General features: G+C 70.3%; 19 protein-coding genes. 10 read left to right on the forward strand and 9 right to left on the reverse strand.

Features of this window, described 5'->3' with window-relative positions; genetic code table 11:
- Positions 1-35 precede the first annotated feature (35 nt).
- The 3 genes from WME79_RS22480 to WME79_RS22490 form a co-directional block, all read right to left on the reverse strand.
- Complete coding sequence (locus WME79_RS22480; RefSeq protein ID WP_437538794.1) at positions 36-1,670, reverse strand: hypothetical protein; 1,635 nt, start codon at positions 1,668-1,670, stop codon at positions 36-38.
- A 422-nt stretch (positions 1,671-2,092) separates the two neighbouring features.
- The gene (locus WME79_RS22485) at positions 2,093-2,701 is read right to left on the reverse strand and encodes a LysE family translocator (protein ID WP_437538796.1); all 609 of its coding nucleotides are present in this window, start codon (positions 2,699-2,701) and stop codon (positions 2,093-2,095) included.
- Positions 2,691-4,139, reverse strand: a complete 1,449-nt coding sequence (locus WME79_RS22490) for a radical SAM protein (protein WP_437538798.1) — start codon at positions 4,137-4,139, stop codon at positions 2,691-2,693. Before WME79_RS22490 ends, WME79_RS22485 begins: the two co-directional genes overlap by 11 nt.
- A 785-nt stretch (positions 4,140-4,924) precedes the next feature.
- Here WME79_RS22490 and WME79_RS22495 point away from each other — a divergent pair.
- The 4 genes from WME79_RS22495 (at position 4,925) to WME79_RS22510 (ending at position 8,765) form a co-directional block, all read left to right on the forward strand.
- Complete coding sequence (locus tag WME79_RS22495) at positions 4,925-6,334, forward strand: formylglycine-generating enzyme family protein (protein WP_437538800.1); 1,410 nt, start codon at positions 4,925-4,927, stop codon at positions 6,332-6,334.
- Between the two features lie 272 nt (positions 6,335-6,606).
- Positions 6,607-7,341, forward strand: coding sequence for a Uma2 family endonuclease (locus WME79_RS22500; RefSeq protein WP_437538802.1), 735 nt, complete (start codon positions 6,607-6,609; stop codon positions 7,339-7,341).
- 44 nt (positions 7,342-7,385) lie between these two features.
- Positions 7,386-7,991 carry a glutathione transferase GstA gene (gstA, locus tag WME79_RS22505; RefSeq protein WP_437539911.1) on the forward strand — a complete coding sequence of 202 codons (606 nt, stop codon included), beginning with the start codon at positions 7,386-7,388 and terminating at the stop codon, positions 7,989-7,991.
- Positions 7,992-8,057: 66 nt separating this feature from the next.
- Positions 8,058-8,765 carry a DUF4336 domain-containing protein gene (locus WME79_RS22510; protein ID WP_437538804.1) on the forward strand — a complete coding sequence of 236 codons (708 nt, stop codon included), beginning with the start codon at positions 8,058-8,060 and terminating at the stop codon, positions 8,763-8,765.
- A 6-nt stretch (positions 8,766-8,771) separates the two neighbouring features.
- On the opposite strand, the gene WME79_RS22515 is transcribed toward WME79_RS22510, so the two are convergent.
- The gene (locus WME79_RS22515) at positions 8,772-9,170 is read right to left on the reverse strand and encodes a hypothetical protein (RefSeq protein WP_437538805.1); all 399 of its coding nucleotides are present in this window, start codon (positions 9,168-9,170) and stop codon (positions 8,772-8,774) included.
- 193 nt (positions 9,171-9,363) lie between these two features.
- Between WME79_RS22515 and WME79_RS22520 the strand changes: the two genes are divergently transcribed.
- Positions 9,364-10,212 carry a helix-turn-helix domain-containing protein gene (locus WME79_RS22520; RefSeq protein ID WP_437538807.1) on the forward strand — a complete coding sequence of 283 codons (849 nt, stop codon included), beginning with the start codon at positions 9,364-9,366 and terminating at the stop codon, positions 10,210-10,212.
- Between the two features lie 173 nt (positions 10,213-10,385).
- On the opposite strand, the gene WME79_RS22525 is transcribed toward WME79_RS22520, so the two are convergent.
- Positions 10,386-11,855 (reverse strand): protein kinase domain-containing protein, encoded by a 1,470-nt coding sequence (locus tag WME79_RS22525; RefSeq protein WP_437538809.1) that lies wholly within the window; start codon positions 11,853-11,855, stop codon positions 10,386-10,388.
- Between the two features lie 972 nt (positions 11,856-12,827).
- On the opposite strand from WME79_RS22525, the gene WME79_RS22530 reads away from it, so the two are divergent.
- A complete protein-coding gene (locus tag WME79_RS22530) occupies positions 12,828-15,155 on the forward strand; it encodes an adenylate/guanylate cyclase domain-containing protein (protein ID WP_437538811.1) in 2,328 nt (775 codons plus the stop codon).
- A 219-nt stretch (positions 15,156-15,374) separates the two neighbouring features.
- On the opposite strand, the gene WME79_RS22535 is transcribed toward WME79_RS22530, so the two are convergent.
- Entirely contained in the window at positions 15,375-15,503 is a 129-nt protein-coding gene (locus WME79_RS22535; RefSeq protein WP_437538813.1) for a hypothetical protein, read from the reverse strand.
- 78 nt (positions 15,504-15,581) lie between these two features.
- Here WME79_RS22535 and WME79_RS22540 point away from each other — a divergent pair, with 78 nt between their 5' ends.
- Positions 15,582-16,415, forward strand: coding sequence for an alpha/beta fold hydrolase (locus WME79_RS22540; protein WP_437538814.1), 834 nt, complete (start codon positions 15,582-15,584; stop codon positions 16,413-16,415).
- A 30-nt stretch (positions 16,416-16,445) separates the two neighbouring features.
- Here the strand turns inward: WME79_RS22540 and WME79_RS22545 are convergent, their stop codons facing one another.
- Positions 16,446-17,711 (reverse strand): sulfotransferase family protein, encoded by a 1,266-nt coding sequence (locus WME79_RS22545; protein WP_437538816.1) that lies wholly within the window; start codon positions 17,709-17,711, stop codon positions 16,446-16,448.
- A 133-nt stretch (positions 17,712-17,844) separates the two neighbouring features.
- Between WME79_RS22545 and WME79_RS22550 the strand changes: the two genes are divergently transcribed.
- The gene (locus WME79_RS22550) at positions 17,845-18,474 is read left to right on the forward strand and encodes a class I SAM-dependent methyltransferase (protein ID WP_437538818.1); all 630 of its coding nucleotides are present in this window, start codon (positions 17,845-17,847) and stop codon (positions 18,472-18,474) included.
- Between the two features lie 62 nt (positions 18,475-18,536).
- Here WME79_RS22550 and WME79_RS22555 read toward each other — a convergent pair whose 3' ends face one another.
- Positions 18,537-19,754: an MFS transporter gene (locus WME79_RS22555; protein WP_437538820.1), complete on the reverse strand. Its 1,218-nt coding sequence runs from the start codon at positions 19,752-19,754 to the stop codon at positions 18,537-18,539.
- A gap of 190 nt (positions 19,755-19,944) precedes the next feature.
- Here WME79_RS22555 and WME79_RS22560 point away from each other — a divergent pair, with 190 nt between their 5' ends.
- A complete protein-coding gene (locus tag WME79_RS22560; protein WP_437538822.1) occupies positions 19,945-20,748 on the forward strand; it encodes a DeoR/GlpR family DNA-binding transcription regulator in 804 nt (267 codons plus the stop codon).
- Between the two features lie 92 nt (positions 20,749-20,840).
- Here WME79_RS22560 and WME79_RS22565 read toward each other — a convergent pair whose 3' ends face one another.
- Positions 20,841-21,854 carry a glycoside hydrolase family 11 protein gene (locus WME79_RS22565; RefSeq protein ID WP_437538824.1) on the reverse strand — a complete coding sequence of 338 codons (1,014 nt, stop codon included), beginning with the start codon at positions 21,852-21,854 and terminating at the stop codon, positions 20,841-20,843.
- Positions 21,855-22,284: 430 nt separating this feature from the next.
- On the opposite strand from WME79_RS22565, the gene WME79_RS22570 reads away from it, so the two are divergent.
- Positions 22,285-23,127, forward strand: coding sequence for an MBL fold metallo-hydrolase (locus WME79_RS22570; RefSeq protein WP_437538826.1), 843 nt, complete (start codon positions 22,285-22,287; stop codon positions 23,125-23,127).
- Positions 23,128-23,138: the final 11 nt, after the last annotated feature.

Here is a 23,138-nt window from a genome sequence, read left to right on the forward strand (position 1 = left end):
GGCCGAGCGTCGCCGTGTTCGGCCCTATCGAGGTGTCATTGCCCGAAGCCATCGTTCGCCTGGCCGAGGTCGTTCACGCCATCGCTCCCCTGCCGGAGCGACCGCACGGATGAAAAGTTGCGCGGATCGCTGTCGAAGAAGTTACCGCCGCTGGTGAGCGCGAAGACCATCCCTTCGTGGCCGACGTCGGCTGTCAGGCTCTTTCCGGGCGCAGAGACCGCGAGATCCGCTTTTCCATCATTGTTGTAGTCGCCCGCGCGGAGCACCTCACCGAAGTGATCGCCGTTCCCGTAGAACTCGTCGCATATCGGAGCGAAGAGGAAGGCCCCTAGGGAGCTCTCCTGAGTCCAGTGCCTGCGGGAGAGGATGGATAGCCCGCCGGAGATGCCATAGAGGATGTACGCCGCGCCGTTCCCGGAGTACCCTGCTCCCGACTCGTACGGCGCGCCGATCACCAGATCGTCCCCGTGCTGCCCGTCGAGGTTGCCGGTGGCGAGCGCGCTACCGAACCCGATCAGCTCGTTCCCGGGGTTCCCCAGGAAGGACGGGAAGAAGCGCTGGCTGCCGAGGGTCGACAGCCCGTCGCTCGTGCCATAGACCACGCTCACGGATCCCTGAGGTGCGTCGTATCCGCCGAGCACGGGCACGAAGTCCTCGGGCGCGCCGACGGCGAGATCCGCGAACCCGTCGGCGTCGAAGTCTCCGGCGGCGAGCGCGGCGCCGAACTCGTCCCCTTCGTTGGACGGCCCCGGCAGCTCGTAGTCCTGTCGGAGGATGTAGAGGTCCCTCGCTGCGAAGCCGGACGCTGTACCGTAGAGGAGCGTGACGAGGCCTCGCGAGTACCAGTCGCTCCCGATCGCGAGGTCGTCGTAACCATCGCCGTCGAAATCGGCAGCAGCGAGCGTCGAGCCTGCCAGGAAGAGGGAGGGACAGATGCTCCCCTGGGGCGCGAGGCAGCGCCGGAAGGTGCCCGCCTTCCCGTACCCCAGCCCCTGGGGCGTGGCCGAGCCATAGATGATGTTGACGCCACCGGTGGGATAATCTTCCCGCGGCGCGCCGACGGCGAGGTCGTCGATGCCATCGCCATTGAAGTCGCCCGCCGCGAGCGCGGTGCCGAACTTGTCTGCCTCCTCCGCGGTCCCGGCCACGCCGGTGGAGTCCTGGGTGATGAGCTGTGCTTTCGCATTGCCATCCATGCCGCCCGGCCGGAGCCCTGCCGCGAGGAAGCCTTGGGCCGGGAGGCCGTAGATGATCGCCACCGCTCCTGCCCCGTCCAGTCCATCGACATCCCGGGACGGGATGCCGATCGCCAGGTCGGTCCACCCGTCGGCGTTGAAGTCGCCCCAGGCGACCGCCTTGCCGAAGTGGTCCCACGCCTCCGGCGCGACACCTGCGATCCCGAGCGAGCCGGCAGCGAACGACTGATCGGTGCGTCCGGTGCCCCCGGCGCCGGTCGCGGAGGCACCCTGGCTCGATCCATAGATCACGTGGACCACGCCTGCGTCCTGCGCTGCGCTCACGTCTTCGAGGTGAGCCGACACGACGAGATCGGCGTAACCATCGTGGTTGAAGTCGGGCTCTGCCGCCTGCGCCGCCGCGCTCGACCAGAGCACGCCCGCCGTCACGAGGAGCGCCGCGGCGCCGCGCCGGGGCAGCGCGTCCGGGGCCATGGGACGATGGAGGCTCGGCGTCGCAGGCGCCGGCGAATGAGGCGAAGGGACGAGGGGAAACGGCGGCTCGGTCATCGTGAGGTCTCCGGGTAGGTCGCGGCGTGCGTCGCGCGCATCCAGCTGCGAGCAGCGGTCAAGCAAGCAGCGGGCCGCAAGGTGGGGAGATGACGCGCCCGGCGCCTCGGCCCCTGCCCTCGCGACGAGCGGGAGCCGGCCTGCACCCGCAGGGAACTCGCGGGCGCGAGCGATTCGCGGCGAGCGGTGAGGGCGTCGGATGAATGAACGGCTCGCGTGCGGCGGCGCTCACCTGAGAGCCGTGGCGCGAGGCGCGCGCCTCCACCTGCTGGAGGCTGCAGCCTCCGTGCAGCGGCGCCGAGGCGGCGGACCAGGGTCGAGGAGGATCGCGCGCCCCGAGGTGTTCTTCAGGCGATCCGGGCAAAGAGGAGCGCCAGCGCGCACAGCATGATGCAGATGCCGAAGATCTTCCCGACGTGCCGCCCGTGCCCGAGGATCTCCACCATCACGCGGCCCGCCACGACATAGATCATGAAGCAGGCGAAGCCGATGGTGACGATCGGGACGCCTATCGCGATCACGCCGCCCGCCGCGTTCCGCCCCACGAATTGGGGAAAGAGGGCGGCGAAGAACACGATCGCCTTGGGGTTGACGATGGCGAACATGAAGCCGTCGCGGACGTGCTGCCACGACGACCCGGACCGCGCCGCGACCTCACGGCCGCTCCCGAAGTTGGCGACGCCCATCAGCGTCCAGCCGACGTAGAAGATGTACAGCGCCCCCACGACTTTCATGCCGAGCAAGAGTGAGCTCGACAGGCTGCCGACCTCACGGATGATGAGGTAGGAGGCGACCGCTTGCGCGATCGACGCCGCGATGTTTCCGGCCCCGGAGAGCGCCCCTGCCCCCCAGCCGTGGTTTGCGCCCTTGGCGAGCGCGAGCAGCATCGATGGGCCCGGGATGATGGACGCGACGAAGATAGCCATGCAGTAGGCCAGCAGCACCTCAGTGCTCACTGTCGGCACCTCGGACGATCTGACGGAACAGCTGTCTGTTGTTGGTGGCGTTCTTCGGCACGATCTTGTTCTTCGCCACGAGCTGCCCGAGGGTGTATCCCTCATCGATGTAGTCATCGAGGACGCCTCGATCCGCCTCCTTCTTGAGGTTGCGCACGAGGTGCCCCATGAACACCTCGCCCGTGATGGTGAGCTGGTAGCGGTCCCCCGACCGGAAGATCAGCCCCTCCTCGATGAACGAACGAAGGTTGCCCATCTGCGCCTCGTCGAGCGCACCGGACCCTCGCAGCGCCTCGTACTCGCTGACGTCGAGCCCGTCTCCCATGAGCGGAAAGACCCACAGCGCCATGTCGCGCTGGTGTGACAGGGACGACTTGTCGAGCGAGAACCCGTGCTCGCCCCGCTCGGCGACTGCGCTCCACGCATCGATGTCGACGATGTTCTCGACGCGCGCGCCGGGGATCGACGAGATAGCCTGGGCCCCTGCGCCGATCAGAAAATCCTCGTATCGCCGGGCGCCGATGCACTCGTTGCCTGCCACGATGGAGAGGGCGCGCTCCGGGATCTTGTCCGGGTTCATGTAGGTGTTGGTCCCCTTCCGTATCCATCCCCGACGCAGCAATGTCGCGTAGGTATGCAGCCTGAACAGCGCTTGGTGCTCGTGGCGGGGCTGCGCCGGGACCTTGCCGGCCTGGATATCCCCGACGAGCTTCGGCGCCGCGCCGGGCGTGAGGAGATAGCTGCTGACGGCGTTGATATGTGGATGACCGACGATGCACTCCAGGTCTGACAGCACCGACTCGACGGTCTGACCCGGGAAGCCCGTCATCAGGTCGGCGTTGATGATCGGCACGCCGCGCGCGAGCTTCTTGCATGTCTCATCCATGTTCCGGAGCACCGACGGCATGAGGAGTTGGCGCCGGATGGCGGGATCGAGGACCTGAACACCGAAGCTGGCCTTCGTGACCTGGTGCTCGATCAACGCGTCGATGAACTCGTCGGTCACCGTGGAGAGGGTGAACTCGACCGAGATCTCCGTGCTGTTCGTGCATCCCGGCAGGTCGCGGACGGCCCGGAGCACCTTGCCGATGTGAGCGCGCAATAGATCCGGGCTGCCACCGCCGATGTTCACCGAGGCGATCGGCCTGCCCTTGGCCTGGCTGCGGCCGAGCAGGTCGCGCATCTGCCAGATCAGCAGATCCGCGTAGCGGTCGGCCATCTTGAAGCTCAGGGAATTTCCGCCGGAGAACGCGCAGAAGCTGCATTTCTGGGCGCAGTACGGGACGTGCAGGTAGAGTTGCAAGGTGGCGCGGTCGAGCCATGGCGCCAGGGTCCATGCGTCGAGGAGCTCGGCCGCCGACAGGTTGGCGCTGTCGGGCTTCATCCAGTAGTCGATGGTGTTCCTGGCGACGTGGTCGAACCTGCTATGCAGCAGCATCGAGACTCCTTCTGCGCTGGTGGGTGATAACTCCGCGTTTCCGGCGCCCAGCCGTCCGGGGCCGCAGCGACGCGCCGCGCGCTGTGCCGGGGCTGTTGAGCAAGCGTCGGACCAGCGGCGATCCTCGTCCGATTCCGGCGAGAAGGCCCGTCTCGAGGGCCAGACACACACCTCGGCCAATGAGGGGTTCAGGGCGCGGCTCGAGGCGCGCCGCAGGAGTTAGGCAACACATTACCCGGTCGAGCAACGGCCTGTCATGCGGCAGGAGCGAGCCGCCGATCGGCCACAGCTCGGGCTCAACCACCTGCTCTATCTCGACTGCGCTTTGCCGGGCGTCCGGCGTCTGCCCGGCGCCGCCGTCAGCGCGCGAACCGAAGGTTGCTCCGGCGGGTCTCGGCGCCCTCCGGTTTGAATTTCAGCTCTCCTGGGCAGCTCGCTCGCCCGACGGCCGAGGCTTGCGCGCGTCCTCCCTCACCGGACGCGACGCGGCCCCGCCCGCGCCCTGCTTCCTCCCGCGCTACCACCGCTGTCCTGTCCGGCTCGCCCGGAGCGCCGCCGCCACCGGACCCGCCGCGCGGACCGCGCAGCGTCCGCCTCCCGCGCAACTGCGCGCGCCGCCGCGGCCCCCGCTCCCCATCCAGCCGGCGAGCCGGTGGATGCTCGGGCTGAACGGACAGGGCAGCAAATTTACAATGGCAGTCCATGAGCGTCGTTGTCTTCGATTTCTGTGGAGACATGAACGCTCGGGCTGAACGGACAGGGCAGCAAATTTACAATGGCAGTCCATGAGCGTCGCTGTCTTCGATTTCTGTGGAGACATGCCAGGTCGAGTGGAGTACTTTCCGCACATGCTCCGCGGGCAACACACAACGCAGCTCCGATGCAACGCGGCGCCTCGCCGCACCGCGCACGCACTGGCCCCCTATGTGGAAGCCGCCGCGCTCCCTGAAGGCGGACGGCAGCGGCATGGCGCGTGGTGGGCCGCGTTCGCGCTCGGCGCTGCGGCATGCGGGAGCGACGGCGCCGATGGATCGAGCCCGGGTGACGCCGGCGGCGGCGGCGCCACGAGCAGCAGTGGCGCCACGAGCAGCGGCGGTACCACGAACAGCGGCGGCACCACGAGCAGCAGCGGCGGAGGCGCGGGCACATCCAGCGGCGGCAACAGCACGGGCGGTCAGGGCAGCGGCTCGGCCTCGTCCGGGAGCGGTGGATCCGGCGGCAGCGCGAGCGTCGACGAGCCGCCGAGCTGCGCGCCCGGCGGACCAGGGCTCTCGACGTGTGGCCCGGACGGTAATGAGAGCTGCTGCACGAGCCTGCTGGTCACGGGCGGCACGTTCTATCGAACGTACAGCAACAACGGCAGCCGAGCGACCAACACGAGAGATTCCGCGATGGTGAGCTCGTTTCGCCTGGATAAATACGAGATGACCGTGGGCCGCTTCCGGCAGTACGTCAATTACCTGGTCGCCGGCGGCTCCCCGCCCGCGGCGGGCAGCGGCAAACACACGCATCTGAATGACGGCCAGGGTGTGGCCGATAGCGCGAAACGCGGAAGCTTCGAATCTGGGTGGAACTCGAGCTGGGACAGGTACATTCCCACGGGCCAGGGCGCGGCAGGCACGTGGACCAAGAACCTGACCCCCACCGTGTACGGCACCTGGACGGCGAACGCCGGCGACAACGAGATGCTGCCGCTCACGTTCATGAACTGGTACGAGGCGCACGCCTTCTGCATCTGGGACGGCGGCTTTCTGCCGACCGAGGCCGAATGGAAATATGCAGCTGCCGGTGGAGACGAGCAGCGCATGTATCCCTGGGGCTCGATGGATCCCGGATCTGGCAACCAGTACGCGATCTACGATTGCTACTATCCGAGCGGAAGGCGAGGCAATTGTACGGGTGTCGTGAATTTGCCGGACGTCGGGAGCACGCCGCTCGGCGTCGGGCGCTATGGACAGTGGGATCTCTCGGGCAGCGTGTGGGAGTGGAACCTCGACGTCTACGCGAACTACGTGAGCCCCTGCGAGGATTGCGCGAACCTCACCGGCGCCACGAACCGGGTGCTGCCGGGCGGCGGCTTCCACACGGGGTTGATGCCGTATCTCCTGTCGTCGAATCGCTCGGCGGTCTCCTACGATCCGGCGAACTATCGCGGCGACTACGGCGTCGGCGTGCGCTGCGCGCGCACGCCCTAGCGCCGAGCTGCCGCCGAGGGCGGCCCTCGCGAAGCCGGACGCGAGCGAGCTGAGCTTGAGCGCGCGGTGCCATCACGCGCCGACGTGCGGCAGCGACGGACGCTGCGCTGGCCGAGAAGGACGAACACGAAGCACCCTGGCGGGAACGCCGCCGGATGGCGGATTTCGAAGTGAGCGCACCCGGGATCCGTAAGCTGTCGAGCGGCTACGCGGACAGGGCGAGGTGCGCCGCGGACCTTGCTGCGGGGTGGATCCTCCGGCAGGCTTCCGGCATGACGTCCCTCGCCTTCGCGATGCCGGCGGAGATCGTCGACCCGAGCGTCGTCGCTCCGCCGGGCGATCTGTACAGCAACGAGCCGCCGATGGAGAGCTACCAGCACCTCGTCCAGATGATCGTGCTGCTCGAGAGCCTGGAGCTCTTCTGGAAGGACCGGGCCGACTTCTTCGCCGCGGGGAACCTGACCATCTACTTCAGCCCCAGGCAGCTCAAGACCGAGCACTTCCGGGGGCCGGATTTCTTCGTCGTGCTCGGCACCGAGCGGAGGCCGCGCAAGAGCTGGGTCGTCTGGGAAGAAGACGGCCGGTACCCGAACGTGATCGTGGAGGTGCTCTCGGACAGCACCGAGGGCACCGATCGCGGCCTCAAGAAGCAGATTTACCAGGATGTCTTCCGGACGCCGGACTACTTCTGGTTCCATCCGGAGACGCTCGAGCTCTCCGGCTTCCACCTCGTCGACGGGCAGTATGAGCCGCTCTCCCAGGATGCTTCCGGACGCCTGTGGAGCGCTCAGCTCGAGCTCTTCCTTGGCGTCGAGGAGGGGCAGCTCCGCTTCTTCACCCCCGAGGGAGAGCTCGTGCCTGCTGGCAAGGAGCTCGCGGCGCGGGCCGAATCCGCAGAGCAACGGGCCGAGTCCGCTGAGCAGCGCGCCGAGTCCGCTGAGCAGCAGGCAATGCGGCTGGCGGCGAGGCTCCGGGAGCTCGGCGTCGATCCCGACACGCTGAAGTAGCGATCGGATCCCGCGCTCCTCTCGCTCCCGCTGTGAAGAACACGATGAAGCTCTATTTCAGCCCTGGCGCCTGCTCGCTCTCTCCGCACATCGCGCTGCGCGAGGCCGGCCTCGAGTTCGAGCTCGATCAGGTCCACCTCGGCACGAAGAAGACCAGGTCGGGCGCCGACTTCACCTTGATCAACCCCAAGGGCTACGTGCCCGCGCTCGAGATCGAGGGCGGCGAGGTGCTCACCGAGGGGCCGGTGATCGTCCAGTACATCGCCGATCGGAGGCCCGAGTCCGGGCTCGCGCCCCCGGCCGGCACCCTGGACCGCTACCGGCTGCAGGAGTGGCTGAGCTTCATCAGCACCGAGCTGCACAAGCAGTTCTCGCCGCTCTTCAAGCCGAGGGTTCCGGACGAGCAGAAGAACGCGGCGAGGGCGCTCCTCGGCCGGCGCTTCGCCTACGTGGCGCAGCGCCTCGAGGGCACGACGTACCTCCTCGGCGAGCGGTTCACGGTGGCGGACGCGTACCTCTATACCGTGACGACGTGGACGAGGTTCGCGGGCGTCGATCTCGGCGGATGGCCCGTCCTCGGCCGCTACAGGGAGCGCGTCGGCGCCCGCCCTGCCGTGCAGGCCGCCATCGAGGCCGAGCGGCGGCGGTAGGCATCCTTCGCGTTTCTGCGGGTACGCGCCTTGACACCACGATCATACGCGACTTTGCATGACGGCATGCTGCGGGCGATCGCCGAGGACGTGTGGGCGTACGAGAGGGACTTCCGGCTGCCGTTCGGCGATCTGCCGGCGCGCACGACCGTCGTGAGGCGGGCCGACGGCGGGATCGTCATCCACTCGCCGCTGGCGTTCGATGACGACACCGCCCGGGAGATCGATGCGCTCGGCGAGGTGCGCGCCCTCGTCGCCCCGAGCTACCTCCACCACGTCTTCTTGAGGGCCGCGACCGAGCGCTGGCCGCGCGCGAGCGTGCTCGGGGCGCCCGGGCTCGAGAAGAAGCTCTCCGGCCTCCGCTTCACCCCGCTGCCCCGATCCGGCGTCGCACCGGAGATCGGCGACGATCTCGGCGTACGCCTCATCGAGGGCGTGCCGTACATCGCGGAGCACGCGTTCCTGCACGCGCGGTCGCGGACGCTCATCGTGACGGATCTCCTCTTCAACGTGCATGAGGCCCGCAGCTTCGCCATGAAGGTCTTCCTCTGGGTCGGCGGCGTGTGGAAGAAGACCGCCCAGGACCACGTGTGGCGCGTGCTCATGAGGGATCGCGCTGCGGCGGCGCGCAGCGTCGCCGACGTCCTCGCGTGGGACTTCGAGCGCGTCGTCGTCGCCCACGGCGAGGTCATCGAAGGAGAGGCGAAGGACCGGACGCGCGGCGCGCTCGCGTGGATGGGCGCTGGGGCTGGCCGGCTCCTGCCGGCGAGATGAGAGCTCTCAGGCGGCCGCCTGCGCGCGGCGCAGGCCGATGACCTGCGCCTCCGCGAAGAGCGCGACGGCGAGCGCCTGCGCCGCGACGAACGCATAGCCGACCGCCGTCGGCTCGAACCAGCCGAGCGCGAGGAGGAGCACGCTGTCGACGACCCAGAGCGCGTTCGCGACGACGACGGCGACGACGGCCCCCCGCGCCGGACGCTCGCGCGTACCGAGCCATGCGACGAGCGCCGCGAACGGGAGCAGGCTCGCGCCAGCCCAGCGGAACAGCGCCTCGGGGAGGCCGGCCAGGCCGGCGAGGGGCGCCGCGGCCGCGAGCATGAGGAGCCCGGTGGCGCCGCTGAGGGCCGCGTCGGCGAGGAGGACGCGGCGCAGGAAGTGAGGAGAGATCACGAACGACATGGTGGGCTCCTTTCGTTGCAGTCGGGGGCTCATCGCCCCTCGGTGAGCGGGACCTGCTCGACGTCGGACGCGCGTGGCGCGCCGGGAGTCCGCAGCGCCCCTGACACGGCTCACCTTGAGGCGCCCTCCGCATGGGGTCGATTACCTCCCAGGTAATGGGCGTCATTTCCCCGCGTGCTAGGGTCGACTCGCGATGATGAGCTCACACCCGCCGATCGGGGGTCTCCTGCGCGAATGGCGCCAGCGCCGTCGAATGAGCCAGCTCGACCTCGCCTGCGAGGCCGACATCTCGACACGCCACCTGAGCTTCCTCGAGACCGGCCGCGCGCAGCCGAGCCGCGAGATGGTGATCCACCTGGCGGAGCGCCTCGATGTGCCCTTGCGCGACCGCAACCAGCTCCTCGTGGCGGCGGGGTACGCGCCGCTCTATCCGGAGCGCAGCCTCGGCGATCCCGCGCTCGCGGCGGCGCGAAGGGCGGTTGATCTGGTGCTCGCCGGCCACGAGCCCTATCCGGCGGTCGCCATCGATCGGCACTGGACCCTCGTCGCCGCGAACGGCGCGATCGGCCCGTTCCTGGCTGGCGCCGACGCCGCCCTCCTCCAGCCCCCGATCAACGTGCTGCGCCTGAGCCTGCACCCAGGGGGCCTCGCGCCGCGCATCGAGAACTCGACCGAGTGGCGCGCGCATCTGCTTTCTCGCCTGCGCCGTCAGATCGACGTGAGCTCGGATCCCACCCTCGTGACGCTCTTCGAAGAGCTCCTCCGCTATCCATCGCCGGAAGGATCGATGCGCCCTGAGCCCGCCCGCGAGCCCGACCCGGTCGCCATCGCGGTGCCGCTCAGGCTCAGGACGGAGGACGGTGTCCTGAGCTTCCTCAGCACGACCATGGTCTTCGGCACGCCGATCGACGTCACCCTGTCCGAGCTCGCGGTCGAGTCGTTCTTCCCGGCAGACCAGGCGACCGCGGAGGCGCTGCGCGCGGCGGCGCGACGCCGAGGAAAAGGGCCCTCCGCAGAGGAATCCCATCCGATCCCGCGCTGAGGGCACGCGCCGCGCACGCGTCAGCGAGCCGTGCACTGCCCGCGCTCCCCTGAGCAGCGCTGAGAGCGCTGCTCGTGCATCGCGATGAGCAGCGCAGAGAGCGCTACCGGTGCATCGCGATGAGCAGCGCAGAGAGCGCTACCGGTGCATCGCGATGAGCAGCGCTGGCAGCTCTACCGGTGCATCGCGATGTCGTTGCGGGGAAAGGGCTTGATGCGTCGGGTCTGCCGCCCAGTCGACGGAACGGTCTTGGTCCGCCCGGGGGATCGCGCCGGGCGCACGGAGGGCTTCTTCTTCGGGGTCGACCGCGAGGCCTCGCTGGTGGGCGCGCTCTCGGGCTGCGCCGCCGCGGCCTGGACCGGCTCCTGGAGCTCCGGCGCGACCAGCGGCCGGGGTGCCTCCACCACGCTGGCGAGAAGCGTCGCCTCGGTCGAGCTCGCCAGCCCGGCGCGGGGGGCGACGGCGGCGAGCGCGGCGCTGTCGGCAGCGGGCGCGGCGAACCGGACGCCGAAGAACAGGCTGGCGCCGGCCAGCACGGCGCCGATCGCGGCGGCTGCAGCGAGCCGCACGGATGGCCGCTTGCGATTCTTGCGGCCCAACGCCGTGCCGAGGACCGACGTCGTGCCATCGCCGCCGTCGTCATCGCAGAGATCCGCCTCGACGACCGGTATCGACGGCGACGTCATGACAGGGTTGCGCCGGGTGACCACGCCGTCTTGCGAGCTCACGGGCGGCGCCTCGACCGCGCTCTCCGCGCCCGCGTCCCGGACCGCCGGGGCCGGCGTCTCGGTGCCCCACTTGCGCGACGACAGCGCGCGCTCCAGCGCGTCGGCCATCTCCTTCGCCGACCCGAAGCGCGCGCTCGGATCCTGCTGCAGGGCCCTCGTCATCCACTCGTCGACGGCGGCCGGCACGTCGATCCGGTGCGCGCTGGGCGGCGTGAACCGCCCCCTGTGCACGGCGAGCGTGAGCGCCGCGAGCGTCTCTCCGGCGAACGGGGTCCGCCCCGTCATCGCATGGTAGGCGACGACGCCGAGCGACCAGAGATCCGCACGGAAATCGAGATCCCTCGGGGTGACGAGCTGCTCCGGGCTCATGTAGAGCGGCGTCCCAACCACGTTCCCCGTCGAGGTGACCCGCAGGTCCCGGACCCGCCGGGCGATACCGAAGTCAAGCACCTTGACGAAGGTCTCCCCATCGACCTGGATCAGGAACAGGTTGTCCGGCTTGATGTCGCGATGGACGATGCCGAGCCGGTGCGCCTGCCCAAGCGCCTTGGCCGCCTGCGCCACGATACGCGCCACCTCGCCGAGCGGCAGCCGGCCCTGGCGGCTGATACGGACCCTCAGGTCCTCGCCGCGGAGGAGCTCCATCGCGATGTACGGCATGCCCTCCGCCGTCAAGCCGTGATCGAGGACCTGCGCGACGTGCGGGCTCGTGATCTGGGCCGCAGCGACCGCCTCTCGCCGGAATCGCTCGACGTAGCCCGGGTCATCCGCGTACTCGGGCGACATGAACTTCACGGCCACCTGAGCCTTCAGCGGAAGGCGATCGGCAACCCAGATGCTCCCCATCCCGCCCCGCCGGAGGATGCGCACGAGCCTCAGCGATGGCGTCACCATCTGTCCGGTGTGCAGGGGCATACCTCTGCTACTCCTTCTCGCACAGGCCCGAGCCGGTGGTTCCGTCAGCTCCGGCGGGAAACTCGCCCGAATGGCGTAAATAGATCACTACGACGCCTTCATTGCCTCTGCAAGAGAAACAAAGTGCTCTCCGCCACGCCTGTTCCTGTCTCACTTGTGTCACGTTTGCGCGCGTGTCGCGCACCCGCGCACATTGAAGCCGACCCGTCTCTTCCATCCCCCAGGAGCGCAGGGGCCATGGAGCACTCATGTGCGATACGGCCACATGGACGGACATCCACCGTGCGCCGGTGTCGGCGCATGAGCGCATGCGGAGCGCCAGGTTCATCTGGCCGGTCGAAAGCACCCGTCGTCGCGCGCGGTGACGCTGAACAACGGAGTTGAAGGTAGGCCACCTGATCATCAGGTGGGGAGCCCGGGAACAAGCGTGCCTGTCGTGCGGCGATGGCTCGCGATCCGCTGCGGCTTCATCCATGGGCCCACCTCGCCACGCCAGATGAGCCCTCCGGTGCGCGAGAGGGCTCATCGCCTCTTGACTTCGAAAAAAGTCTTTCATTTTAACCCCACAACCACCGTCCGGGCAGCATGGAGGGTGGCGCTCGTGTCGTCATCCAGCGCGGGAGTCACGAGGACGCGGCGAGACCCATTGGGGGTCGCCATCGTCCGACATCGGAGGGCGGGCCTGTCCGAGCTCCGCGCGGGGTGCGCTCGCGCCTCCCTGGATCACGCGCCGCGACAGGCGGGTTGTCTCCTGGAGGAGGATTGAAGCCTCTCGTCTTCTGGATGCCGGCTCACTGAAAGAGTTCACCCAGCCGAGGACGGCCTGGACGCCCGCGGAGCTCGCGCGTACGCCAGCGGAGGAAATCCACCCGCGCCGAGGCTGAAGCTGAGGCGTAGGGGTGCGATAAAAAATGAAGCGCGGGTGTCATCCATGGTTGCGTCTACGCGCGCAGGCGTAGAATCGCCGGAACCATGAGCCGATCCCCCTCCGACAAGGACGCGCCCAAAAAGGCAACGGTCAGCCCCGTGCCGTCGCGAGGGACCCCGCCGGAGACGATCCCGTCGCGCGCCAGCGCCAGCGCCAGCAGCAGCGCCCTGCCGTCGGCGCCGCCTCCCACGCGCAACAGCGCCGGCAGCGGCAGCGCCCTGCCGCCAGCGCCCGCATCGAACCGCGGGGGCAGCACCCTCCCGCCGCCTCAGCAGCACGCGCCGCCCCCGGCGCGCGGCAGCCATTTCCCGGCCGACGCGCGCGTGCGGCGGGATCGGCCGAGCGTCCCGCTCTCTCCGCACGGCGCGTATGCGTCGCAGGAGGCGCGCGGCTGGCGAGAGCGGCCGACCGCCGCGGCCGCGGCCGCGGCGCGCAGCGGCTACACCTTGCAGGATCCGTTCGATCGGTGGGACCCGTCCGAGGGCGCCGCCGCGGTGCCCGCGACCCAGCCGCCCGAGCCCCCGAGCTCGCGCGTCCCGGAGGCGTCGCGCGACGAAAACGCCGGCCGCGGCCACGCGCCGGCCTCATCGCCGGGCAGGCGCACGGCGACCGGCGGGCTGCCCTCCGCGCACCAGCCCGCGGCGGCTGCCAGGTCGTCCGCGGGGCGCGAGCCGCAGCGGCTCCACGAGCCGCACGGCGGCGGCCACGACCCGTACACGCCGATCAACCAGATCCTCGGCTACACGCGCCTGCTCGTGGCGTCGCTGCAGGGCAAGGTCGCGCCTCAGCACATCGAGGACATCCGCAACATCGAGCTCGCGTCGCGCAAGCTGCTCACCATCGTGCAGGCGATGGAGAACGGCGACGAGGACGCGCCCTCGAGCGTGAAGGTCAGCATCCCCTCCCCGCACGAGGAGCCCGCGGTCCACGCCGAGATCGAGGGCAGCGGGCGCGGGACCATCCTCGTTGTCGACGACAGCCGAGGCAACCGCGACGTCCTCTGCCGGGTGCTGCAGAACAACGGCTACCGCACCGCGTCCGCCGAGGACGGACCACGCGCGCTCGGGCTCGCTGCGCGCGAGCGCTTCGACGCCGTGCTGCTCGACGTGAACATGCCCGGCATCAGCGGCCTCGGCGTGCTCTCCGCCCTGCGCCAGAGCCGGTCGCAGGCCGAGCTCCCGGTGATCATGGTGACCACGCGCGGCGCGAGCGAGGACGTCGTCGAGTCGCTCAAGCTCGGCGCCAACGACCACGTGACGAAGCCGATCGACTTCGACATCCTGCTCGGGCGGCTCGACACGCAGCTCACGCTGAAGCGCTCGCGCGAGCAGCTCTCGCAGCTCGCGGCGGAGCTGTCGGTCAAGAGCGAGTTCATCCGCAAGACGTTCGGCCGCTACCTGAGCGATGACGTGGTGAACCGCCTGCTCTCCTCGCCCGAGGCCCAGCTCCTCGGCGGCGAGGAGCGCGAGGTGACCATCATGATGACGGACCTCCGCAGCTTCACGACGATGACCGAGAACATGGCGCCCGACGTCGTCATGCGGCTCCTGAACGGCTATCTCGGCGAGATGGCGCGCATCATTGTCGCGCGCGGCGGCACGATCATCGAGTTCATCGGCGACGCGATCCTCGCGCTCTTCGGCGCGCCGTTCCCGGCGGGCGACGACACCCGCCGCTCGGTCGCCTGCGCGCTCGAGATGCAGATCGCGATGGACGCGGTGAACGAAAAGAACAGCGCGGAGGGCCTGCCGACGCTGCAGATGGGCATCGCGCTCAACACGGGCCCGGTCGTCGTCGGCAACATCGGCTCCGAGGCGCGCACGAAATACGGCGTGGTGGGCGCCCAGGTGAACCTGACGTCCCGCATCGAGTCGTGCACGGTGGGCCGCCAGATCCTGATCGCGGACACCACGCGCCGCGCCGCCGGCGCGGGCCTCCTGCTCGGCCAGAGCCACGCGCTGGCCGTCAAGGGGTTCTCGAACCGTGTGCTGGTCCACGAGGTGTTGGGCCTCGACAACCCCGAGCGGCTCTACCTGCCCGAGCGGCGGGTCGAGATCCTCTCGCTCTCGTCGCCGCTGCCAGTCGTGTGCGCGCGCCTCGCGGGAAAGCGGGTGGAGGGAGAGCCGCAATCCGCCTTCATCCTCGGACTCTCGCCCTTCGGCGCCGTGCTGCGGCTGCATCCCCGGCCCGCGCCCTTCACGAACCTCCAGATCCACCCGTCCGGTCCGCTCGCCGAGCAGCTCGGCGGCGAGCTGCACGCGAAGGTGATCGAGCTCGACGCGCGCGCCGAGGACGTCGTGCGCATCCACTTCACGTCGTCACCACCAGGGCTCGCGGCGTTCGTTCAGAAGCTGCACCGCGCGGAGGCGTAGCGGCTCGCGGCACAGGCAGGCTCGCGTCTGGGTGGTTGGGACGCCGCCAGGCCGCCCGGCCCCCGGAGAGGGTATCCATCGCGTGGGACATGGAACGGAATTGAGCCCTCCCCTGGTGCTGGGGAGCGGACAACGGGCCAACTCAGTGTCTCGCGGAAAGAGCGAGAAGACGCTCCCAGGGGCGCTCTGCCGCGGCCTGGTCGTCAACAGGCATGTCGTTCACCTCGAACCGGTGCTCCTGAAGGGGCCATATCGGCTCGGCGACCGGTTCTCCTCGGCTCCGAGGACATCGACCTGCGTGTGGCTCACGGCGAAGCGCTCCTGGGTGAGCACCTTTGCTTCGAACAAGCGCCTCGCCTACGCTCCGCCCTCGCAGCGCAACACGGCCCCTTCACGCGGCCCCACACACCGAGGTAGCAGACGCCCATGCCTTCCCTGACCGTCGCGGGCCCTGCGGGCGCGCTCCACATCGTCGATCATCCGGCCACGGGCGCTCCTACCGCCGCGGGCGCGGGTCCCTCGCGCGAGGCGCTGCCGGTCGTGCTCGTGCACGGGATGGTCGGCCACGCCGGCTTCTGGGAGGCGCCGCTCGCGCACGTCGCTGGCCGGCGACGCGCGGTGGCCATCGACCTCCGCGGACACGGCGCGTCGGAGCCCCCGCCCGACGCGGACTACACGCCCGCCGCCTGCGCGGTCGACGTGCTTGCGGTCCTCGACGCCCTGGATCTCCCGCGCGTGGCGCTCGTCGGCCACAGCTACGGCACGCTCGTGGCGCTCGCCGCCGCGGCCGCCCATCCGCAGCGGGTCGCGCGCCTCGTGCTGGCGGATCCGCCCCGCGACTTCACGCAGCTCCCGGCAGAGGTCCAGGCGCAGCAGTTCCCGCCCTACCTCGCCGCGCTCGCGGCGGACGGCTGGCGTGACGTCGCGCGCGCGATGTTCAGCGAGGCGCTCGGGGGCAGCACGCCCGCGACGCAGGAGGTGGTGCTGGCGCGCCTCGCCGCCACGCCGCACGACCGGCTGCTCGGCATGACCCGGAGCTTGCTGCAGTTCGAGTCGGTGGGCGCGCTGGACCGCTACCTCGCCGCCCCGGGCGCCAGAGCCCACGCGATCATCGCCCCCTCGAACGCATGGCCGCAAAGCCTCCACGCGCTGAGGCCCGCGCTCACGGCGGTCGTGCTGCCGGAGACCAGCCACTGGCTGATGCTCGACGCGCCGGCAGCGTTCGCCGCCGAGCTCGAGGCCTGGCTCGACGCCGCCTGAGCCCGACATGCGGCACTCCCGCTCTCCCGCTCAGCTCCGCGCTCGCTTCCCCGCGGCGAGCTCGCCGAACCGCTCCAGGTAGCCGCCGAACCGGTCCAGCACCTCCCGCTCGGTGAACCCGAACTCGTCGAGAGCGTAGCGATGAACCCCGCAGCGGTGCTGCGGGTGCTCGCGCATCCACCCCTCGATCCGCGCGGCGACAGCGCCGTCGAACCCGAGGCCGAAGCGCTCGTGGATGCGCCGCACCAGCCCGCCGGGATCCGCGGTCAGCTCCTCGTAGCTCGCGTCGAAGAACCGCGCCGGATCGAGCCGCGCGCGGGCCTCGAGGAAGCGGTCCATCATGGCGCCGAGCAGCTCGATGGCCCTCGGGCCGACCGCGCGCGGCTCGACCCGCCGCTGGTGTATCGCGCGCGCGGCCGCGACGAGGCTGCAGAACGACGGGACCACCCGGAGCGGGTCGCGGTGCGTCATCACGATGCACGCGTCCGGATACACCTGCAGCAGCGCGGCGATCGCCGGCAGGTGAAAGGGAGACTTGAGCACCCAGCGCCCCTCGGGGCGCCCCCATTGCAAGACCTGCAGCTGGCGGCGGTGATGCAGGTAGTCCGGGACGAGGTCCTGCGCGAGCGCCCACCTCCTGTACGACGGCGTCTCGGCGCGGACACAGGGGAGAAGGGTGTTCTGCATCAGGAACACGCACTCTTCCGGGCCGTCCGCGGAAAGCTCGTGGATGGTGGCAAAGATCGGACAGATGGCGTGCGCAAGGCGGACGCGGCGCTTCGCCGCCGCGCGCCGGGGATCGCGGGCCTCGTCCTCGGGACGGACCGGCGGCGACGGCGCGTGGAGCCGCCAGAAGCGCGGCGCATGCGCGTCCGGGTGCAGCGTCATCAGGTTGTGCAGCAGCGTCGTGCCGGTCCGCGGATAGCCGACGATGAAGACCGGGCGCGGCGTGCGCTGCTCGGCGATCCGCGGCTCGCGCCGCATATCCTCGCGCAGCAGCAGCCGATTCGCGATCTGCCGCTCTATCTCCTCGCCGAAGCCGAGCCTCCCGAGCAGGGCCAGCTCGGCCTCGTCCTCGAGCGAGGCGGAGAGGACCCGCAGCCCCTCCCAGAACCAGCCCTCGCCGGGATCGGTCAGGCCCGTGCGCCGCCGGGCGCGCTCGGACAGGACGTCGACGTCCAGGGGGGCGAGCGCACGGAGCGCCGAGCGCCCCATCCGCGCCCCGACCGCGTTCAGCGCGCGGAACGGCATCGACAGGCGGTACGGATGGGAGGTCGAGCTCGTGGGTCCGCGCATGCGCCAGCCTCAGGGTAGGCGCGCGCCGCATGGAGGGATAGCGCCGAGCGGGCGCACGCGGGCCGGGCGGCGGCGGCACCACGAGCGCCTCGCGGTCCTTTTCGGCGGTCCGCTCCCGGCCCACACTGCCGCCATGCACGACGACAGCGCCCCCCGGCGCTCCGCGCTCACCGAGAGGACCCTGGCTCACTACGATGATCACGCCCTGTCGTTCTGGGAGGGCACCCGCGATCACGACGTCTCGCAGAACCGCGCCGCGCTGCTCGCGGCCCTGGAGGGGGCAGGTCCGTTCACGATCCTCGATCTCGGCTGTGGCCCAGGGCGCGATCTCGCGGCGTTCCGCGCCGCGGGACACACCCCGGTCGGCCTCGACGGGTCCGCGCGGTTCGTCGAGATGGCGCGGCGACACGCGGGCTGCGAGGTGCTCCACCAGGACTTCCTGCACCTCGACCTCGAGGCCGGGCGCTTTGACGGGATATTCGCCAACGCGTCGCTGTTCCACGTGCCGAGCAAGGAGCTGCCGCGCGTGCTCCGCGAGCTCCACGCCGCGCTCCGCCCGCGCGGCGTCCTCTTCAGCTCGAACCCGCGCGGCGACGATCGGGAGGGGTGGTCGGGCGACCGGTACGGCTGTTATTGGTCGCTCGATCGGTGGCGGGAGCACGTGATCGCCGCCGGGTTCGAGGAGATCGAGCACTACTATCGACCGGCGGGCCGGCCGCGCGAGCAGCAGCCGTGGCTGGCGACGGTGTGGCGCAAGCGCTGATCCCTCGGCGCGAGCTCCCAGGAGATCGCCCCGAGCGGGAGGCCACGCGCCGGTGCCCGCGGTCAGTGCGCCCCGATCGCCTGCGGGCGCGCGGGCGTGCGGGCGGCGGAGGCGCGGGACGCGGGCCCGCGGATGACCGCCGGGCCCAGCGCGACGATCACGAGGGCCAGCGCCACGACGAGGGCGAGGCCGCCGCGCAAGGTGAGGCGATCGGAGACCAGGCCGATGGCCGGAGGGCCGACGAGAAAGCCGCCGTACGACAGGGTGGCGAGCGTCGCCAGCGCCTTGCCTGGCGCGACGCCGGGGGCGCTCGCCCCGGCGCGGAAGACCAGCGGCACCACGACGGACAGGCCGGCGCCCACGCACCCGAACCCCAGCAGCATGGCGATGGGGGCGTTGGCGAGCAGCGCCGCGCCGAGCCCGCCTGCGACCACGACCCCGGCCGCGCGCACGACCCGATCGGCGCCGAACCGCTGCGTCAGCCCGTCCCCGGAGAACCGCCCGAGGAGCATCGCCAGCGAGAACGCGGCGTAGCCTGTCGCCGCGAAGGCCGCGGTGGTGTGGAGCTCGTCGCGCAGGTAGACGGCCGACCAGTTGGCCATCGCGCCCTCGCCCACGGACGAGCAGAACGCGACGAGGCCGAGCAGGAGGAGCCCGGTCGAGCGCGCGGTCCCGGCGGCGGCCGCGGTCGCGGGCTCGGGGCGCGCGTCGGCCGAGAGCGCCCTGCCCTCGCGCGCGACGGCCGCGGCGAGGACGGCGGCGACGGCGACCAGGTGCGCCGCGGGCGACAGCGCCCGGTCGGCCGCGAGCGCGCCAAGGGCCGCCCCGATCAGCCCGCCGAGGCTGAACATGCCGTGGACCGAGGCGAGGATGGGCCGACCGGAGCGCCGCTCGACCTCGACGGCCTGCGCGTTCATCGCGACGTCCATGAGGCCGTTGCACACGCCGAGCAGCAGGAGGGCCGCGACGAGCGCGGCGAACGAAGGCGCGAGCGCGGGCAGGGGCAACGCCGCGCACAGGAGCAGGGCCGAGACGCGGGTGATGCGCCGGCTCCCGAAGCGGGCGACGAGCGGCCCGGCGGCGCGGAAGGCGAGCATCGCGCCGCAGGCGAGGCCGAGGAGGGCGAGGCCGAGCAAGCCGTCGCGCAGCCCGAGCCGCTCGCGGACCGCAGGGACGCGCGCGGCCCACGACGCGAAGGCGATGCCGTTCGCCACGAACATGACCGAGACGGCGCGGCGGGCGCGCGCGACGTCGTCAACGAGCGAGAGGGGGGCGCCCATCACAGCACCCCCCGCGCAGGACCAGGCGAGCCGCTGGCGCACAGCCGCGGCCCGGGGAAGGCCGTCCGGAGGACGGCGGTGAAAGTTGGAGGCTCCCCGGAAGGTTCGTGCATTTTCGTGAACATCAGGGAAAGATCTTGGGACCGGATCGGACCGAAGCAAGCATCTTCGTGCACAAACAGGAACAATCGTGCAAAACAACGCAGACATCTCCGGCCTGATGGTGGCCGAGCGGCGCCAGCATATTCTCGCGGTACTGGAACGTGACGGAAAGGTGGTGGCAGCCGAGCTGAGCCGTGCCTTCGGCGTCTCGGAGGACACGATCCGGCGCGATCTGCGCGAGATGGCGAACGAGGGGCTCTTGCAGCGGGTTCACGGCGGCGGCCTGCCGGTCTCGCGGGTGAACCCGAGCTTCCCTGCGCGCGAGCGAGAGCGGCCGAAGGCCAAGGAAGAGCTCGCGCGGGCCGCGGCGACCTTGATCAAGCGGGGTCAGGTCGTGTTCATCGACAGCGGGACGACCAACGTGGCTGTGGCGCGCCACCTCCCGCGCGATCTCGAGGCGACGGTCGTGACCAACAGCCCTCCTGTCGCCATCGCGCTCTCGGAGCACCCGCGGGTGGAGGTGGTCCTGCTGGGCGGGCGCATGCGCAAGGATCCGCTGGCCGCCGCCGACGGGGTGACCATCGCGGGGGTGCGCCAGATCCGGGCGGACCTTTGCTACCTGGGGGTGTGCACGCTCGATCCGACGTTCGGCGTCACCACGCTGGACCTCGACGAGTCGTACGTGAAGCGGGCGATGGTGGAGGCCTCGGCCGAGGTCGTCGCGCTGGTGACCGCGGACAAGCTAGGCACCGTGTCGCCGTACGTGGTCGCGCCGCTGAGCGAGCTCACGTGGCTCTTCACCGAGCGCGGCGTGTCGAAAGAGGCGCTGGCGCCCTACCGCGCCGCGGGCGTCACCGTCACGCAGGACCTCGAGGCGGAGCCGGCTTCGTAGAGCGGGTCAGAGATCCTGCCGCGATTTCCAGGAGGCGCAGGCGCGCTCTGGCCATGCCGAGCTGGATGTCCGATGTCCTTGGACGCCTTCGCTCATTTCACGACGACGGTCGCCTTCGTGAACTTGACTGTCCCGCTGTTGGACTGGGCCTCGACCAACCACTTGACCTCGTGCAGATTCCCCAGGGAAAGGCCGAGCGCTTCCCACTTGGTGAAGTGTTCGGAAACGGAGATGGTGCCGCACGTGCGAGCCGTCCGCCGGATGCTGAAATACTGATCGAACGTCTCGCTTGGCCCCGTGATGGCCGGCTTGTTCACGCGGGTCTTTTTCCACACGTCGTAGGTCTCGCCATCGGCAGTGAGGGTGCCGACCTCGTCCCGCGGCGTCCCGTCGGAAGAAAAACCTGCCGGCTTTTCGCTCCCCCAGTCGTCGAGGATATAGAACTCGCGCAGCGGGTTGACGGTCCAGCCGTAGATGCCGATGTACGTCAAGCCGCCGTCCTCCTCCGTCTTGGTATGCGCGAACTCCGCCGAGATGGTGCCGATCTGGGTGTGCTTCTTGGTCTGGTTGAAGTCGAGCCCGACGCGCGCCAGGAAATCCTCGACGTTGTTCCATTCCGCGCTGAACGTGGCGTCGACGCCGTGCACGGTCATGCAGCCCGATCCGCCTCCTTCGGCCCAGAGCTCATAACCGTATCCATTGCCCGCATTGCCTCGGCTGTTCGAGCAATACTCCCTGCCTCCGGTCAGGGGTGTCGCCGGCGGGCAGGTGTTCGCGCCGCTGCCCGTGGACCCGCCGTCGCCTGTGGACCCGCCGCCGTCGCCCGTGGAGCCACCTCCAACCGTCGCTCCGCCCGCACCAGGGAGCCCGCCGCTGCTGCTCGCGCCGCCGCTCCCCGTGACGCCTCCGGTACCGGAGGTAGCGCCCGCGCCCCCGGCGCCCGGTTGACCACCGCTACCGCTCCCGACCGTGGATCCCGCGATCGATCCGCCGCTCCCGTTGTCGTCCTTCACCTCCCCGGAGCCGGTACAGCCCGTGAAAGCCGCAACTGCCAGGCAAGCGGCGAGCGTACCCAGCGACCAACGCGACGGAACGAGGACCTTCATGGTCGGAGCATGCCCGGGTATGCATGCATTGATCAAGCGAGGCGAAACGTTGGGAAGGAGACCTCGTCCTCGGGTTGCCGTATCGGGCAGAAGTTTCCAGACCCGCGCAAACATCCACTGCACTTCATCGCTCCCGGCACTGCCGAGTGAGGACAATGAACCCCACTCACCTCAGAATCGTCGCCGCGGCGCGCCCTCCCTCCAAAGCGGGGAGCTCATCGGCGCCATTCGGGAGGCGCTCGCGCAGGTTCGCCCGACATGACACCCGACCTTGGTCGGATTTGCTGCGCCGGCCCGATCGCGATACATCGTCGACCCCGATGTCCAAACCCCAATTGACCCACGCCACAGGTGCGCCCGGGGCCGGCGTGGCCAGGCGCCCGGCCTCGACCGTGGCTAGCGCCATGCTCGCACGATCGGGAGCTGCGCCATGGAGCTGACGTACCTCGGGACGGCGACGCTCGTCCTCCGCATCGGCGAGACACGGTTCTTGACCGATCCGGTGTTCGACGAGGTGGGGACGGCCTACGACTTCGGGCCGTGGTTCGTGCCGCGATCGTGGTTCGCGACGGAGAAGCGCTATGTGACGCCAGAGAGCCCGGCGTCGCTCGGCTCCTTCGACGCCGTCCTTCTGAGCCACGATCATCACGCCGACAACCTCGACCTGGCCGGGCGCGCGCTCGTCGCCGACGAGGCGCGCGTCGGCCGGGTGGTGACGACGGTCCCGAGCGCGCGGCGACTCGCCCGCCCCGCGGCGACCAAGGATGCGCCGGGCCGCGGCCTCGGGCTCGGCGGACGCGCCGTCGGGCTCGCCCCTGGAGCGAAGACACGCGTTGGACCGGTCACCGTCACGACGATCGTCGCCCGCCATGGTCCGGGCTACGCGCCGCAGGCCCACGAGGTGACCGGCTTCCTCGTCGACGTGGACGACGGCCCGCGCGTCTGGATCTCGGGCGACACCGTGCTCTTTCCAGCGCTCGAGGCCACGCTCGCGGAGATCCGACGCCAGCGCCCCGTCGACCTCGCCGTTGTCCACTGCGGCGCTGTCGGCTTCCCGCGCGCGCCCGGGTTCCGCCGCGCGCGCTTCACGTTCGACGCGGCGGAGGCGATCGCCGCGTGCCGCCTGCTCGACGCGAAGACCATCCTGCCGATCCATCGCTCTGGATGGGCGCACTTCCAGCAGTCCGAGGACGACCTCCGCGGCGCGTTCGTCGCCGCCGGTCTCGAGGAGCGGACGCGCTTCCTCGATCTCGGCGGCACGCTCGAGCTCTGACGCACCTCCGT

Source organism: Sorangium sp. So ce726, assembly GCF_051521405.1.
Taxonomy (GTDB): Bacteria; Myxococcota_A; Polyangia; order Polyangiales; family Polyangiaceae; genus Sorangium.